Genomic DNA, 15,823 nt, shown 5'->3' with positions numbered 1-15,823 from the left:
AACTTGGATATTGGTAATACGAGATCTGAGTTGCTTGGAAATAGATATTCCTTTGAAAAAAATCGGGACCGATTATCGGATATTAGCTACCGGTAGTTCAGACCATCGTGTTGTGTAGGCAGGTGAAAGCATTTCTCGTTTCATCTGCCACTCCGGGGCGATACCACGCCCTGCGAACCAGACCTTTCCCAGTCCTGAATGATTAATCGAATCCAGTGCTTTCATCAGCTGCTCGCTGTGAGCACGTGGTTGTATCTCATCAAACAGGTTAAGTTGAGACACACCCGTCGGTGTGAAATCATTCAGCATCACGCCAGCCTTTGCATAACGGTATCCATCGAGCCAAATCCTGTCGAGCGACTTCACGGCAGCAGCGATAATGTCACGGGTATCTCGAGTTGGATTCATCAGCTTTTCACTCGCAACGTTACCGTAATAGGTTTCGTTAACAGCAAAGGGTGACGTTTTTACAAACACTGCGATGTGTCGACAATACTGGCGTTCACCCCGTAATTTTTCAGCAGCCCGCTCAGCGTACTGACATATCGCCTGTCGCAGCGCATCGTAAGTTGTGATCCGTTCTCCGAACGAGCGGCTGCACACGATTTGTTGTTTTGGGGGCGGAGCCTCTTCAAGCGAAATACACGGCTCGCCATTCAACTCCCGAACTGTCCTCTCGAGAACCACGCTGAAGTTCCGTCGGATAAAGGCGGGATGACTCTGCGCCAGCTGAAGGGCCGTGGTGATCCCCATGGCATGTAGTTTTTTAGTCAGTCGGTTACCCACGCCCCAGACTTCCCCGACGGGCTGAAGAGAAAGCAATTTAGCCGTTCTCTGTCTGTTTCCAGGGGACAGCGCCAGCACACCATGAAACTGTGGCCACTCTTTAGAACCCCATTGTGCTGATTTTGCTAAAGTCTTTGAAATTCCCATTCCGACCCCTATGGTCAGTCCGGTACCATTTTTGACATGCTCACGCAGCTGCCTGCCGAAATCTTCAAAATCAATACAGTTGTCGATGCCGCGAATATCCAGGAACATTTCATCGATACTGTACTGTTCGACGCGAGGAGCCAGTTCCTCCAGATGAGACATGACTCGGTTGCTCATGCTCGCATAGAGCTCATAATTACTCGAAAAGATATGAAGCTTTTCCGGCAGTTGCATCTGCCTGAGCTGGAACCACGGCATCCCCATTTTTATCCCGAGCCGCTTCGCTTCAGCCGAGCGGGCAATCACACACCCGTCGTTATTGCTGAGCACGGCTACCGGTTTCCCTCGCAGGTCTGGCCGGAAGACCTTTTCACAACTGGCATAGAATGCGTTCACATCCGCCAGGGCATACATCAGTCACCACTCCGCGTTTTGTGCACAAAGGCCATCACTACGCCGAAAATCTCAAGTTGTTCCGGGTCGGGGTATAAGGTGGGAAAGGCGGGATTCATCGCCTGCAGGGCCAGTCGGGGCTTCAGTAACAGACGTTTTACCGTAAATTCTCCCTCTATTTCTGCAATAACAATATCACCGTGTTGTGCCCGTTCCGCCTTGTCCACAACCATCAAATCACCATCATTAAGCCCGATATCTGTCATTGAGCTGCCAATTGCCCTGACAAAGAAAGTCGATCCTTTTCGGCGAATGCAGTACTCATTCAAATCAAGTTCTGCTTCAACATAATCCTGAGCAGGGGAGGGGAAGCCGGCAGCACAACGCTCTGTAAAGAGCGGAAGCCTGACAATGTCTGGGGTTGTGGCTGAAGGAATGAAGCGCAACATAAACGAACTCCGGAAAATATAACTGTTTTTATATACAGTATTATTTACTGTTTATGCGCGGTTGCAAGCGTTATGCCCCCTCTTTCTGGTAGTTTCCTGTTTTGTCGTGAAAAATAGTTGGATGACTTATCCACATTTTCAGGGGATAACTCTGTGTGATTCCTTGTAGATCCGCTATGGCGATTTATCGATCGGCTCAATCAGCCCGGCCCCCTGATTTTTGACATTCCCCACAGCCCGAGTGACGGTATGCCACGTAAACTCATCTGCCGTCACACTTCCTTCCCGCGCTATTTCTTCTGCTTCCTGGCTTGTCGTCTCCTGTCGTAGCCAGCGTCTGGCGGCTGATGGCGTCAGTGTCAGAGGTCGACGATCATGAATATCAATGAGACCTTTATCGGCGGCTGCGGTAACGATAACAAAACCTTCGTGTTCATCTCCTCGCTCAAACGGGGGATGGCCAATAGCGGCGAAGAGAAGTGGATGCCGGTCCTCTCGATATATCAGGTAAGGTTGTTTAGTTCCTCCTTCATTTTTCCATTCATACCAGGCATCAGCAAAAACGATTGCCCGTCCATGTGTCCATAACGGCTTAAACATCCTGCTCGTTGCGGCCGTTTCAACCCGGGCATTGATGAGGGGTTGTTTACCCCACCACGCTGGCGCAAAAGACCAGACCACCGGATCGAGATGCAGAATGTTATCCCGTTCATTGAGCAGCAGAACCTTCGTACCGGGTGCGACGTTGTATCGGCCGAGGGGTTCCGGATCATAGGGGATATCCCGCTCAGACTCGTCAGCAAGCCAGCTAAGATATTCTTCGCGTGTGTTGTACTGCGTGAATCTTCCGCACATATTGCCTCCGCACAATGGTCTTCTAAGGATAGATGAGCACTGCAGAAGGAACATGAGAAACGGATGTCGCTGCGCTCCGCTATGATTATTTAGAAAACCAGTTGCGATGGAAAATGCAGGCTGGCCATACCTCACTCAGACAGCGGGTATTCGCAAGGCAGAGAAGTGACAAAAACCACCCGAACCCGTCTTCAGGCCCGCAGATCTTATCAAACATCTGGTTTTGGTCAGCGCTCTGAATACAGGCACAAAATTTCCCGGAGGGTAAAATATGGCTCAGTTCAGGAACGTGGTTGAGACAATCGTTACCGGTTTGCTCAGGAAGAGCGGTGTACCGGATAATCAGCTGCGTGAACAGATGAAAAAAACGGGAAGGGCAATGCTTTCAGCCGTACGTTTTAACGGCAAATCAAGAGTTTTTATACCGGGCTGCTGTTACGGGTAAAGCCGAAAAAGGTAGCTCTCACTGCGTGTATACGAAAATTTGTTACGATCCTGAATGCGATGTTCCGTGACGAAAAAAAGACTGGGTGTATGAGAAGGAAGAGGAAAGCGGGATAACTTTTAGTTCTCATATTCTTTGAAATATTAAGGTTCGGCATATGTTTCGTATCCTTTCAGGGGGAACACTTGATAGTCCGCCTTGTGCCAAAAGCGGAAGTTGGTAAGCCTTGGTTCTATTGAGCATTAGTGAGTGCTAATGGTTACTTGTCGTGGATGAGGAACATTGGATCGTTACCAATAGACAAACCTCCATGCCAGGAATTATTTTATACGTAAGAAATATTAATCCAAAAGAACCTGGTCAATAAATGCGCCGTAGAAATGTGAACGATTATCAATCTTTTATCGCAGTTGCCCGTGAAAAAAGTTTCACAAAAGCGGCTGCTCAGTTAGGTGTCTCGCAGTCGGCACTGAGCTACACGGTAAGGACTCTTGAAGCTGATCTTGGCCTTCGTCTTCTTACCCGTACAACGCGTAGCGTTTCTGTGACAGAAGCTGGCGAACGGCTACTTTCCCGTATAGGACCACATTTTGACGAAATTGAAAGTGAGATCGCCGCACTCAGCGGGTTGAGAGAAAAACCAGCCGGTACTGTGCGTATTACTGCCGTTGAACATGCAGCCGATACAATTCTCTGGCCTAAACTCGCCCCGGTGATGCTTGAGTATCCCGATATCAACATTGAAATTATCAGCGAGTACGGACTCAAAGATATTGTCGCTGAGCGTTATGATGCTGGCGTTCGGTTGGGCGAACAGGTCGATATGGATATGATTTCCCTGCCTCTTGCCAGGGACTTCCGTTTTGCAGTGGTCGGAGCGCCCTCTTATTTCAAGCGAAAAACCCATCCGGTAACGCCTCGTGATTTAAACGACCATAGCTGTATCAGATTACGTCTGCCCACTCATGGCGGATTCTATACCTGGGAGTTTCGCAAGGATGAGACGGAAATTAAGGTCCGTATTGATGGACGAGCGACTTTCAGCACAATAAATATGATGAGGCAAGCCGCCCTGGATGGACTGGGACTTGCTTATCTGCCGCTAGATACCGTCGAGACTTATCTTGAAAACGGGATGTTAGTCCAGGTACTGACAAACTGGTGTCCACCGCGTCCCCCCTATCATCTTTACTACCCCAGCCGTCTACAACATTCTCCGGCATTTGCACTTGTGCTCGATGCGCTCCGCAACCCATAACCTTTGAGCGTTGTTTGTCCTGGTCCATATCGAACTCAGTTTCTTATAACCCTATTAATAAAACCTCCTTCTAAGCCCATGCGAAATTAAGCATCTAATTTCTCAATACTAAAGAGATTAAGATGGCCGCTGAAACAATCCATGTGCTTTCAGCGGCCAGGGCCGCCATCATGTATATGAAGGAGTCTTGCAATGAGTAATAAAACAGGTGGGTTAAGCCGCCGAAATTTTATCCTGACGAGTTCAGTGGCCTCAGCAGGATTACTGATGGCGGGTCATGCTTCAGCCATGCTCTCACCTACACCTAATACATCTGGCACCACGACACACGTAGATGGCATCACAGTCACCAGCGTCCTGTTCCGGAACAATGAGATAATGATGTCCGGAAATGTCTACGTCCCCCCGGATTTCAGCGAAAACCGTCAATACGCTGCTATTGTCGTTGTCCACCCTGGTGGTGGCGTTAAGGAACAGACAGCTGGCCTTTATGCCCTCAAACTGGCTAAAGAAGGCTTTGTCACCCTGGCGTTTGATGCCTCCCATCAGGGGGCTAGTGGCGGATTACCGCGTTTTGTTGATGATCCCATGAAGCGAGTCGTCGATTTCTATAGCGCAGTCGATTACCTGACGACTCTCCCTTATGTCGATAATAATCGAATCGGTGCATTAGGCGTTTGTGCAGGCAGTGGTATCACGGTTAAAGCGTCGATGACGGAACGCCGAATCAAAGCGCTGGCAACGGTCAGTGCCGTAGATGTTGGAGCGGCGACCCGTAAAGGCTGGGAGGGAACAACATCAGAATCTGAGCTCATTCCAACTCTGGATGCGGTTGCTAAACAGCGCACAATCGAAGCAGCAGGCGGCGCACCGGTTTATGTTAACTACGTGCCCAAATTAGGTGATACCAGTGCCCCAAAAGATCTTCAGGAAGCTGCGGACTACTATCTGACCGAACGCGGAAAATATCCGACTTCTACCAATCAAATGCTGATGACAAGTATCAGTACGCTAGCGTCTTTCACCGGATTTGAAGGAGCGGATGTCTATTTAACACAACCACTTCTGATTGTTGCCGGTAGTAAAGCAGGATCGCTCTGGCACAGCCAGGAATTACACAACACTGCGGCCTCTGTTCAAAAAATGCTGCATATCATTCCGGGTGCCACACATATGGACCTCTATGATGGTCAGGGTGCAACGGTTGCAGCGAGTCAGCTGGCTCCTTTCTTCAAGAAAAATCTCGTACAGGTATAACTATCCATGAAACAAACTCCACTACTTGAAAGATTTTCACTCGGTAAAGGTGTGACGCTGCGCAACCGTATTGTGATGGCCCCGATGACGACCTGGGCGGGTCATGATGACGGCACGGTATCTCATGAGGAAGAAGCATATTATCGTCGACGCGTTCAGGACATCGGACTGGTCATTACTGGCTGTACACATGTTCAGGAAAACGGCATTGGGTTTACGGGAGAGTTTGCTGCGTATGACGACAAATTTATTCCCGGTTTAAAGCGCCTTGCTATTGCTGCAAAAAGCGGTGGAGCACCGGCAATCTTACAAATATTCCATGCAGGTGTGAAAACCAGCCCTGAACTGGTTTCGGATATTGTAGCTGCAAGCGCTATTCCCGGTGACGCCGGTCCTTTCGCACCGTCCGTTACCCCTCGTGAACTGACATGCACAGAAGTCGAAACTGTTATTCAGGATTTCGGGGAAGCAACTCGCCGTGCAATAGAAGCAGGATTTGATGGTGTTGAGTTACATGGTGCTCATGGCTTTTTACTTCAGAACTTTTTCTCACCTCATTCCAACCGTAGAGAGGATCAATGGGGCGGCTCTCTTAAAAACCGTATGCGTTTCCCACTCAGCGTCATTGAGAGTGTGCGTAAAACGATTGCTGAGCATGCAACCAATCCCTTCCTGATGGGATACCGCATTTCACTGGATGAGCATTACGAAGATGGGTTGCGCATTGATGAGTCGCTTCAGCTGGTTGACCGCCTGGTCGATGAGGGTATTGATTATCTTCATGTATCACTCGGTAATGCACTTGAAGCCAGACCCGTTGATGCACCGAATGGCCCCAAAGTCATCGAAATCGTGCGCGATCACCTTGCTGGACGTATACCTCTGATTGTTGCCGGGCAGTTGCGAACACCAGAGCAAGCCGAGGATGCTGTTAAAGCAGGGGTATCTTTGACGGCAGTAGGTCAGGGTATGGTGATGAACCCAGACTGGGTTAAATTCGTAGATGGCAAAGCTGAAGGAAAAATTGCTCTCAATATTGCTGCATCAGACGTAGAGCAACTTGCTATACCCCAGAAACTGTGGCGTGTAATTGAGGAAACGACTGGCTGGTTTAACATCCGTTAAATACGGCCTGACCGTAATATGACAATTAGAATCAACTTGCCATTAATTTCATTTCAGAACCTGGACAGTTCTTACATGGCCGGATTTCGGGATTAACTGGGTTACGGCCATGTAAATTTTATCTTATTCCTTTAAGTCCTCTTCAAACTATAGGGACATTATTTCAGGCATAACATCCGCTTGTCGCTCACAGCGGACGTTGCACTAATGAACCTCTTAAAAATGTTTTTATCTCCCGCTAACTACTTCGCTCTGTTGTAAGTAGCTGATTACTTCTTCCTGTTTTCATTGACATCAAACACAAATGCTCACCCGTTCGCACGTCTGCGTTTGCCGCTCCTCCCGTCGCTCGCGCGTTCAGTTTTCACGCGCTCACCGTCCGGCCCGCCTGCGCGTTGTCGTTTGCGCTGCGGCCTGCGGGCCCGCCCCTGCATTCTCCGCTTTACGCCCGTCTGTCGTGCCGTCACGGTGAAAGCCGGCGCTGAGATAACATTCACGACGGAGGATTTTATGCACACAGTTACACCCCTGCGGTTTACGTTGGCACATACCATAAATACAACTGCGGCAGCCTGGCCGGTCGGTGGCTGGATGTGACGGATTTTGATGATGAGGCGGAGTTCTATGACGCCTGTCGTGCGCTTCACGCCGACGAGGCCGAGCCGGAGCTGATGTTCCAGGACAATGAGGGTTTTCCTTCCGCTATGGCCTCGGAATGTCACATCAACTGGGCGTTTGTGGAGGCGTATAAATCCGCAGAGGAAAACCACCAGACGGCCGCCCGGCTGACTGTTTCCCGGTTGGCTGTGTTCCTGACTGTCAGCCCGCAAAAAAACCTGGCAGGCCTTCCGCCTGCCGGAACCGGCAACACCCCGCCTGCGGCGGGTGTGCCGGGTCCCGGACGCTGTACCTCTCCCGCCATAAGCTGAACCCTGTCATGTTATCTGTAGCGGTGCCGGTTGTTCTGGTGTTGCCGGTGCCGTTGCTTTTTTTGGTGTTGTTTCGGGGACTGGACAAACCAGAAGGGCATGAAAACACGGTGGCCCCTTCGGCTTCCCGTCCGGAGGCCGGGTCGTCGCCTGCACTCCAGAGGGCGGTGCGCAGCCCCGCCCACTTCCGCAGAGACACCGGGGTGTCTCTGTCCTTGCGGATAGCAAGCGATGCCTGAACACCACGCTTGCAGCTGCCCACGGGCAGCAGCCGCTCTCACTGGCCGCCCTGGCGGCCGCTAAGGTGTCAGCCGGTGAACCGGCTTCATTGCCTGCCACCTTACCCTGTGTGTTCCGGCGCAACCCCTCTCATTGCTGATGCAGACTGACAGCGCACCTCCGCGCAGCAAGGGCCGCTCGCGCTTTCCGGTCAGATTTTCTTTCGCCGGCTTCAGAAAATCAGCCCTCCACCCCTGCTTTTCGTCGTTTCGCCGTCAAAAAGTCTGCGCAATGAGGGGCGTTCCGCAACCGGAAATAAACCGGAAAAGAGGACGCCAGAATGAAGCCGGAGGAGACTAATGATGACCACCCAGACCCATGAGTACTTTTTTGAATTTCCCGCCATTCGTGGCCGTCAGGCAGGCCGCGAGCAGTATGTGCTATTTGTGCCGATGAATATGCTCAAGCGCATTCTGGCCAGCGATAACAGCGGGGATGTGATGTCCCGTTCGCAGCGCGAACATAACCAGGTTCGTTCACGCAAAATCACGAACTATCTGACCGGGGGACATGACACAAAGCGCGACTGGATCCTGGGTACGCTGACCGGAAATATCGATAAAGCGGTCATCTTTAACGCTGCCGAAGGCACAAAAGGCGATGTGGGCATGTTGTCCATTCCCATGGATGCGGATATCAAGCTGTTCGATGGCCAGCACCGCAGCGGGGGCATTTATGGATATATCGACGCCCGCCCTGATGCGAATGACATGATCACCCTGCTGCTGACCGTGGGTCTGCCGCTGGAAACCCGCCAGCAGTTTTTCTCTGACATCAATAACAACGCCACCAAACCGGCGACGGCCATTTCAATGGCGTACAACCATAAAGATCCGGTCAACGACCTGGTGCGTCACATTGCCTCCAGCGTCCGCGCCCTGGCGATGCGGGTGGACTACGAACACAACGTGGTGCCGGGGAAAAGTGACCTGCTGGTCAGCTTTAAGGCCCTGCATGATGCGACCCGGAAAATGTTTGGCCTGCGTGCCGGTGATGAGGTTCCGGCCGCGCTGCGCCATGAGGCGGTGACGTTGTGGAGTGCCTGGGCGGACGCGCTGCACTGGGAATGGGTGGCGGAAATGCTGGGGGCGTCCACCTACCGCACGATGGCCATCGGTACGCATGGGGTGATGGTCAATGCCATTGGTCTGGCGACGGCCATGATGCTTGAACACCATGAGGCGGAGGCTATCGCGCAGCAGCTGCGTGCGCACCGTCAGCAGGATACAACCTGTGAGGACCGCTCGCAGACTTTCCGTCACGAACGCTGGCACGGTATCTGTGTTGATGCGCAAAGTGGCACGGTGAAATGTGATGCGGCGGCACAGAGCCGGGCGGCCATGCACCTGCTGGCGCTGTTCGGTCTGGATCCGGCCAATCCCCATGCGTGGCTGCGAGAAGCCTGTGACGAGTCAGTCAGCGATGAAGCCATCGCAGAGATGATCGGCAAGGTGGAGAAAGTGGCCGCCGAGAAAAATCTGTCCATGGACAGTCTGAAGGCCGATATCCCGCTGATGATTGCCCGCAGTGAAGGGGAATTTTTGCAGACGCTCAACCATATGCGCAAGCTGCGTCAGTGGGCAAAGGAGCAGTATCCGGAGGATGTGAAGGCGTAACGGATAAGGCCGCCCAGACGGGCGGCCAGACCCTGGCGGCCCACCTTGCCCTGGTGTGCTTACGACCTGAGCAGGAGGCGGCCACTGGCGCCATTATCGACGTTGAAGAATCCCCACGTCGTTCCGGTCTGGAGTTTTACCCGTATGCGGCGGCATTTTTTCGCAGGCTAACCGGGCGCGGGAAAGCGTCGGGCAGGGGACTGCGACTCATCCCCGGCATCCGTTGGGACCCGGCGGAACGACTGGCCACCCTGAGTGATTATGACATGGCATTTAACACACTGATCCGGACCCGTGGCGAATACTGTCCGTCACCCCTTTCCACCTCTGACGGCGACTGGCTGTTCCCGGAAACGGCGTTTTGCCGCCGCGAACGTAACAAGCACCGGGTGAGACTGGCCGCGCATAAATACCATTCGACCTGGAGCCGCCAGGACGCCCGGCGTCATGCCCGGGAGGCATTGCAGTATCAGCATTATGCTGAGCGGGCGCGCATCGAGCTGAATTTTCAGAGTCCGGATACCTTTGTGCAGTGGCATGAGCGCCATCCGGAACTGAAAGAACAGGACTGGCTGGCCATGTTCTGGCACTGGCAGCGCCGGTTCCCGTCGCTGCGGTCGCTGGCGTGGTTTCAGTACAGCCGTGATGAGCCGCAGGTGATTGCGATGAATTTGCAGGTACTGGTGCAGGATACCCCGGCGGTCATCCGGGCGCAGGAACGCTTGTATGTCCCGAATAAACTGACGGTGCAGGCGTCAAAAAGTGTCTGACTTTTCTACAGTTTTTGACGGGTATTCCTGGTCAGAGTGAGGCGGTTGGCAGTATAATACCCGTGGCGCTTGAGGCTTTTTGCCTCATGATGTTTCAGTTATCAGGATGTCGTGCGGCAGAAAGACAAAAGCCCCGTAGTTAATTTTCATTAACCCACGAGGCCCCTGCATGATTCGACACCATCAGGATAGCCTCTTGCCATGCGTTATGCAAGGAGGAGTAAGCCATGAAACTGCCGCAACAACCCGTGATCTGGTGTGTACTGATAGTGTGTCTCACACTGCTGATATTCACCTATCTGACCCGAAGTTCACTGTGTGAACTGAGGCTGAAGGACGGAAACCGGGAGGTTACTGCAACTCTGGCTTACGAATCTGGCAAGTAGCAACCTGGAGCGGGGGGAAACCCCCGCTTTTCAGGAGGTTGATAGTGTTAGCAAGCGCCTTTATGAAGGGCTGTCCGGGTCACCGGGCGGCCCTTTTTCCGTTCGGGTATCCCTCCAGCACCTGCGCCGGGTTGCGTGCGCTTGCAGCTGCCTGACGGCAGCGCCGCTTCCACTGGCCGCCACTGGCGACCGCTAAGGAAAGCCGGTCAACCGGCTTCTTCCGGCGTCTCCTTTGCACCCTGTTCTGCGGTGTTCACTTTTGCTGTGACTGACGCTGCCCCGTCCTGGTCCATCAACAAGGGAAGGCTAAAGCCCGCTGCACTCACCCGTTCGCACTCCCTCCGGTCGCTTGCGCTGCGGCTTCCTGCATCGCCCTTGTTTATGGCCCGGATGGCCGGGGCGGTCATGTGTCACAGCAACGTGCTCCCCGCCTTCCATAGCCGGAAAAAGGGGACGCCAGAAATAAGCCGAAGGAGATAAAAATGACGACCCCAGCTCAGACCACACAGACTGACACCGCCCAGGTCACCCGCACTGAAATTACCGATCCCCGTCGCCGCCTGGCCTTTGTGCCCCGGTTGTTTGCCACCGCACTGGGGGAAAGCATGGCCGCGACCTTCCTGCGTAAACACAGCGATTACGATGGCGGTTTGTGGCGTTTCTATGAAGTCCCGCGCGGTATCAGTGGGCACGTTGCGGCGTGGACCGATATGGCCACCACCTGCCCGACCGGCTACATCGCCCCGCCAGACGGCACATACCGGCTGACCATCCCGGGAAACTATTTTGATGCCGAGGTTTCGGCCGATGCGGCCGGGATTATCGCGACGCTGTTTGTGCTTAACCAGCTGTGCTGGAAAGTGTCAGAGATGGGGAGCCAGTACGCGCAGACCTGCCAGGGGCTTATCGATCGCCAGGATGCACTGAAGGATTATGTCAGCATCATCAGGCACCCGGAAAGCAGCCTGATTTTCCGCGCAATCGACTGACCCGCCGCCGGACGCCAGGCGCCCGGCTAAACGAAAAACATGATAATGGCCACGCCGTGGCCATTTAGAACAGGATGAGAACGTGATGCACACTGAAAACAGCATGGCTGGCATGAATGAACTGGTGAGAATTGCAGGTGAGGGCGGCTATCAGTCGGGGCGCGAACCGGATAATGCGGATCGGGCCGCCATTGCCGCGCAGATTCTGTGTCTGTTTGCGCGCGCAAGCGGCCTGGATAAGAGCGGCGAAACCGCCGAAACAATGTTAGTCGATTTGCTGGCTAACCTGATGCATCTGAGCGACAGACTGAGCACACAGGGCATGGCCAGTCTGTTGACGGTTGCTACGATGCACTATGACGATGAGGCCGGAGGACGTTGCTAGTCTGGCGGCCCTGCTGAAGACCCCGCGCATCGAGCGCGGGATCTTCAGTGCCCGGCCTGTGACCCCGGCGAACGACTGGCGTTGTGCATCGTCCGCAGGAGGGTGAGCAGCGGCTCCTGATGCTTCTTTTGCACCATGGTTGCCAGTAAATTTTCGCTACTCAGCGCGAGGGCGGCCAGCGCTACCATGCGTTTTACCTGAGCACAGTTTTCATAATCTTTGTAGGTTCGCAGGCTCACGCCCAGCTCTTCCGCCGCTTTCTCCCGGCTCCAGCCGAAACTTTTTCGCCATAATCGCAGATCATAACCGGTCATTGTGATATCCAGAAAAGTGCAGAAACTGCACTTAATTTAAAGGGTTTATGCAAAGGATTCAATATAAAAAAGGGCAAAAATGCACTTAATTAGATGTAAAAATTGAGTGTTTCATTGCATGAAAAAGGGCAAAAACTGCACTTTATTTTTACGGTGTTAATTCGCGAAACCTGGCTTAACGGACAGCAGTAAGGGCCTGAAAAAATGCATGCCACCCCGTGGCCCCTTCGGCTCCCCGTCCGGAGGCCGGGTCGTCGCCTGCACTCCAGTGGGCGGCGCGCAGCCCCGCCAACTTCCGCCGAGCCACCGGGGTGTCTCTGTCCTTGCGGATAGCAAGCGATGCCTGAACTGCCCGCTTGCAGCTGCCACAGGCAGCAGCCGCTTTCACTGGCCGCGCGGCGGCCGCTCAGGATAACGGGCCTGTAGCCCGCTTCTGTCGTCCCTTTTGATTCCTGTGTTGCGGTGTACCTGTGGCCGTGACAGACGCTGCCCCGACCCGTGCCATTCACAAGGGTAAAGGCTGGCGCCCGTTTCCTCCCCGTTCGCGCGCCTTCCCGATGGTCAGTTGCTTGCGCTGCGGCCTCGGACACGCCCTTGTGCCTGTCACTAATGGGACGGGGCGGTCTTGAGTCACGGCCCCAGGCTCCCCGCTTCCGAAGAAGGAATGAAAAGGGAAACGCCAGAAAGAAGCCGGGGAACCTTCCTGAATCTGTCGGAGATAACGTGATGAGCGAATTAGTTTTTTACCCGAAAGGCGCGTTTCACTACGAAGACGCGTATCTGAATGACGGCGTGTACACCAACGGCTGGGGCCAGACACTGGAAGCCCTGAATGCCCATAGCAGCGAGTACGTGCTTATCCCTCTGGATGAGGCGCGTGAATGTATCGGTGCTGCTGCCCGTCAGCCGGTGCGTGAAATTACCCAAGCGGAGTTCACTGAAAAGCTGTACGTGCTGCCGCCGATGGGCTGGCACGCCGGGGTGCATTCCCAGTCATTCAAATTCAGGGAAATGACCTGCCTGGATATCACCGATATCTATGCGGAAGTGGACGGGCGTTTTTTCACGCTGACGGATAAAAGCAGCCTGAGCCATGAGCAGATTGTCAGCCGTATTACTGAGGAGGTGCTGAAACCCGAGGCGCGGGCGCAATAAAAAAGCAGAGCGGGCGCTCTGCTTATTCACTCCGGCCTGTTCGAGCAGGTCGGATAATTCAGATGTCAGTTATGAGGACAAATCATGAAAGACAAATTCATCGTCGCATGTCAGGAATATTTTGTAAAGCAGCAGGGAGAGAGAAGGGCGCATCAGCGGCAGATCCGCGAAACGCTACCGGAAGAGGCCATCACGAAACGCCTGCGCACACTGGCTAAAGTTATTGCCCGCAGTGAGCGGCGTCACCAGCCGGTGCGTATTCCGGCACTCAACGGAGCGGAATGGGGTCAGGTACTCCGGACGCTGGAGCTGAAACGGGCTTATGCCTGATGTGTTGCCGCCCCTGTGACCGGGGGCGGTTTTTAACCTGCTGCTGTCTGCGCCCGGCATTGAGCCGGACGCAGACAGAAATACCTTCCTGACTGCCCGGAGAACGATGATGAACCACACTTTAAATGCCCCTTATGGCGTCACTGCTATTCAACTGGACAACGGTGATGAAGCCATTTATCTGCATGGCGAGTGCCTTGCCCTTGCCGATTTTCAACAGCGTGACGATCCCGTGATTGCTACGGGTGAACGTCTGGCGGAGGTGCTGGGCGTGCCGTTCACGCTGCTGACGCTGCCTGTACCGGCGCATGAAGAGTGGTGCTGGAATGAAGTCGTGGAGGCGCTGGGCTGGGGTAAAACCGTGAAGCTGGGCCGCATGGTGATGCGGCCGGTGCTGGAGTGCTGTATCTCGCATATCACCGCTGATGACAACACGTTGCTGACGGAGCTGTGCCGGGAAAAATTTGAAGGGGAGTGGATCATGGATACGGGCGTCGGGTATCTCATCCGCCTGGATGCACGGATGCACTCACTGATGCATCTGAAGCGCTTTGGTTTATCCCGCGACGCTCGCTGGCTGATAGCCTGGTGCATGAAACATGCGGATATCAGCATGATCCATTTCTCGCAGGCGGGTGATGAACTGGAGCCGTTTACCACCTTTGACTGGTAACACCGGCCCGGCAGAGGCCGGGCCGTTTTGTTGTCCGATCACCGTTCCGGTATTCGCCCCCACCACCGTCCGGGCTTGCAGCAGGCCACAGGCCTGCGCCGCCCCGGCACTGCCGCGGCCACGTCAGTGTAAGGCCGGGGTGATAACACCCCGATGATTTCCTTCCGGCGTGTTCCTTTTCATCTGTCGCTGTACCCGCCTGCCTGCTTCGTGACAGAACGTATCCCGGACCGGTTATGCCACAAGGGTAAAGGCTTGCGCCCGCTGTCTCCCCCGTTCGCACTTTCTCCCTCCGGTCGTGCGCTTGCGCTGCGGCCTCGTCATCGCCCCTGCGTCATTCCCTGAAGGCCCGGGATGTTCTTGTGTCACGGCAGGCGGCCACCGCGACAGATAATCTGAAGCAGCCCACGCCAGAAGAAACCCGATACCCAAAAGGAGAAAAAAATGACCCGTTTAGCATCCCGTTTCCGTGCCATGAATGTGATCCGCAAAGAACGCGCCCTGACCAATGAAGAGCTGATGAGACACGTTCCAAGTGTATTTTCAGAAGAAAAACATGAATCACGCAGCGACCGTTATACCTACATACCGACGATCACCCTGCTGGATAATCTGCGCGCGGAAGGGTTCCAGCCGTTCTTTGCCTGCCAGACCCGCGTGCGTGACAGCGGAAAGCGTGAGCATACCAAACACATGCTGCGCCTGCGCCGTGAAGGTCAGATCATGGGAAAAGAAGTGCCGGAAATTATTTTGCTGAACAGTCATGACGGGAGCAGCAGCTATCAGATGATCCCTGGCATGTTCCGCTTCGTCTGCGCGAACGGCATGGTCTGCGGTCAGAGCTTCGGGGAAATTCGGGTGCCGCACAAAGGGGATGTCGTCGGGAAAGTGATTGAGGGCGCGTATGAGGTGCTGGGGATTTTTGACCGTGTCACTGAGTCGCGTGAAGAAATGCAGTCCATTACGCTCAAACCGGAAGAGCAGCGCATTTTTGCGGAGCTGGCGCTTGACTGGAAATATGACGGGAAAGGGGACGGTAAGCACATCCCGGTGACACCGGATGCGGTGCTTAATGTGCGTCGTCATGAAGACAAATCAGATGATTTGTGGACCACCTATCAGCGCGTGCAGGAAAACATGATCAAAGGTGGTGTGACGGGACGCAGTGCGCAAGGGAAGCGTCAGAGAACACGCCCGGTGACCGGTATCGACGGGGATGTGAAACTGAACCGGGTGCTGTGGGAAATGGCGGAACGAATGAAACAACTGAAATCATGATGGG

At 53.9% G+C, this 15,823-nt stretch carries 17 protein-coding genes and 1 pseudogene; 14 read left to right on the top strand and 4 right to left on the bottom strand.

Annotation, left to right across the window (positions count from 1 at the left end):
• Nucleotides 1-72: 72 nt before the first annotated feature.
• The 3 genes from AC0IXI_RS23810 to AC0IXI_RS23800 form a co-directional block, all read right to left on the bottom strand.
• The gene (locus AC0IXI_RS23810) at nucleotides 73-1,347 is read right to left on the bottom strand and encodes a Y-family DNA polymerase (RefSeq protein ID WP_471683335.1); all 1,275 of its coding nucleotides are present in this window, start codon (nucleotides 1,345-1,347) and stop codon (nucleotides 73-75) included.
• Nucleotides 1,347-1,775, bottom strand: a complete 429-nt coding sequence (gene umuD / locus AC0IXI_RS23805; protein ID WP_154156200.1) for a translesion error-prone DNA polymerase V autoproteolytic subunit — start codon at nucleotides 1,773-1,775, stop codon at nucleotides 1,347-1,349. Before umuD ends, AC0IXI_RS23810 begins: the two co-directional genes overlap by 1 nt.
• Nucleotides 1,776-1,949: 174 nt before the next feature.
• Nucleotides 1,950-2,630, bottom strand: a complete 681-nt coding sequence (locus tag AC0IXI_RS23800) for an SOS response-associated peptidase family protein (RefSeq protein WP_471683334.1) — start codon at nucleotides 2,628-2,630, stop codon at nucleotides 1,950-1,952.
• A gap of 812 nt (nucleotides 2,631-3,442) precedes the next feature.
• Between AC0IXI_RS23800 and AC0IXI_RS23795 the strand changes: the two genes are divergently transcribed.
• From AC0IXI_RS23795 to AC0IXI_RS23750, 10 genes and pseudogenes are all read left to right on the top strand, one after another.
• Entirely contained in the window at nucleotides 3,443-4,333 is an 891-nt protein-coding gene (locus AC0IXI_RS23795; RefSeq protein WP_471683333.1) for a LysR family transcriptional regulator, read from the top strand.
• A gap of 192 nt (nucleotides 4,334-4,525) precedes the next feature.
• On the top strand, nucleotides 4,526-5,590 hold the full coding sequence (locus AC0IXI_RS23790; protein ID WP_471683332.1) for an alpha/beta hydrolase: 1,065 nt from the start codon (nucleotides 4,526-4,528) through the stop codon (nucleotides 5,588-5,590).
• A 6-nt stretch (nucleotides 5,591-5,596) separates the two neighbouring features.
• A complete protein-coding gene (locus tag AC0IXI_RS23785) occupies nucleotides 5,597-6,715 on the top strand; it encodes an NADH-dependent flavin oxidoreductase (RefSeq protein WP_471683331.1) in 1,119 nt (372 codons plus the stop codon).
• 491 nt (nucleotides 6,716-7,206) lie between these two features.
• Nucleotides 7,207-7,509 (top strand): annotated as a pseudogene (locus AC0IXI_RS23780) (antirestriction protein ArdA); the annotation flags it as partial.
• A 716-nt stretch (nucleotides 7,510-8,225) separates the two neighbouring features.
• Nucleotides 8,226-9,539: a DGQHR domain-containing protein gene (locus tag AC0IXI_RS23775; protein WP_471683330.1), complete on the top strand. Its 1,314-nt coding sequence runs from the start codon at nucleotides 8,226-8,228 to the stop codon at nucleotides 9,537-9,539.
• Nucleotides 9,500-10,309: a plasmid SOS inhibition protein A gene (locus tag AC0IXI_RS23770; RefSeq protein WP_471683329.1), complete on the top strand. Its 810-nt coding sequence runs from the start codon at nucleotides 9,500-9,502 to the stop codon at nucleotides 10,307-10,309. Before AC0IXI_RS23775 ends, AC0IXI_RS23770 begins: the two co-directional genes overlap by 40 nt.
• Nucleotides 10,310-10,478: 169 nt before the next feature.
• Nucleotides 10,479-10,631, top strand: coding sequence for a DUF5431 family protein (locus AC0IXI_RS23765; RefSeq protein ID WP_471683328.1), 153 nt, complete (start codon nucleotides 10,479-10,481; stop codon nucleotides 10,629-10,631).
• Entirely contained in the window at nucleotides 10,573-10,695 is a 123-nt protein-coding gene (locus AC0IXI_RS23760) for a type I toxin-antitoxin system Hok family toxin (RefSeq protein ID WP_471683381.1), read from the top strand. The genes AC0IXI_RS23765 and AC0IXI_RS23760 overlap by 59 nt, the downstream gene beginning before the upstream one ends.
• A 482-nt stretch (nucleotides 10,696-11,177) precedes the next feature.
• Complete coding sequence (locus AC0IXI_RS23755) at nucleotides 11,178-11,684, top strand: antirestriction protein (RefSeq protein WP_471683327.1); 507 nt, start codon at nucleotides 11,178-11,180, stop codon at nucleotides 11,682-11,684.
• An 82-nt stretch (nucleotides 11,685-11,766) separates the two neighbouring features.
• Nucleotides 11,767-12,069, top strand: a complete 303-nt coding sequence (locus AC0IXI_RS23750) for a hypothetical protein (RefSeq protein WP_471683326.1) — start codon at nucleotides 11,767-11,769, stop codon at nucleotides 12,067-12,069.
• Nucleotides 12,070-12,113: 44 nt separating this feature from the next.
• On the opposite strand, the gene AC0IXI_RS23745 is transcribed toward AC0IXI_RS23750, so the two are convergent.
• Nucleotides 12,114-12,383, bottom strand: coding sequence for a helix-turn-helix domain-containing protein (locus AC0IXI_RS23745; protein WP_471683325.1), 270 nt, complete (start codon nucleotides 12,381-12,383; stop codon nucleotides 12,114-12,116).
• Nucleotides 12,384-13,109: 726 nt separating this feature from the next.
• Between AC0IXI_RS23745 and AC0IXI_RS23740 the strand changes: the two genes are divergently transcribed.
• The 4 genes from AC0IXI_RS23740 (at nucleotide 13,110) to AC0IXI_RS23725 (ending at nucleotide 15,819) form a co-directional block, all read left to right on the top strand.
• Entirely contained in the window at nucleotides 13,110-13,538 is a 429-nt protein-coding gene (locus tag AC0IXI_RS23740; RefSeq protein ID WP_471683324.1) for a hypothetical protein, read from the top strand.
• Nucleotides 13,539-13,622: 84 nt separating this feature from the next.
• Entirely contained in the window at nucleotides 13,623-13,868 is a 246-nt protein-coding gene (locus AC0IXI_RS23735) for a hypothetical protein (protein WP_471683323.1), read from the top strand.
• Between the two features lie 109 nt (nucleotides 13,869-13,977).
• Nucleotides 13,978-14,541, top strand: a complete 564-nt coding sequence (locus AC0IXI_RS23730) for a DUF5983 family protein (protein WP_471683322.1) — start codon at nucleotides 13,978-13,980, stop codon at nucleotides 14,539-14,541.
• A gap of 444 nt (nucleotides 14,542-14,985) precedes the next feature.
• Nucleotides 14,986-15,819, top strand: coding sequence for a DUF932 domain-containing protein (locus AC0IXI_RS23725; protein WP_471683321.1), 834 nt, complete (start codon nucleotides 14,986-14,988; stop codon nucleotides 15,817-15,819).
• Nucleotides 15,820-15,823: the final 4 nt, after the last annotated feature.

It is taken from the genome of Buttiauxella sp. AC038 (genome assembly GCF_979253565.1).
This window is presented reverse-complemented; position numbering and strand designations above follow the sequence as displayed.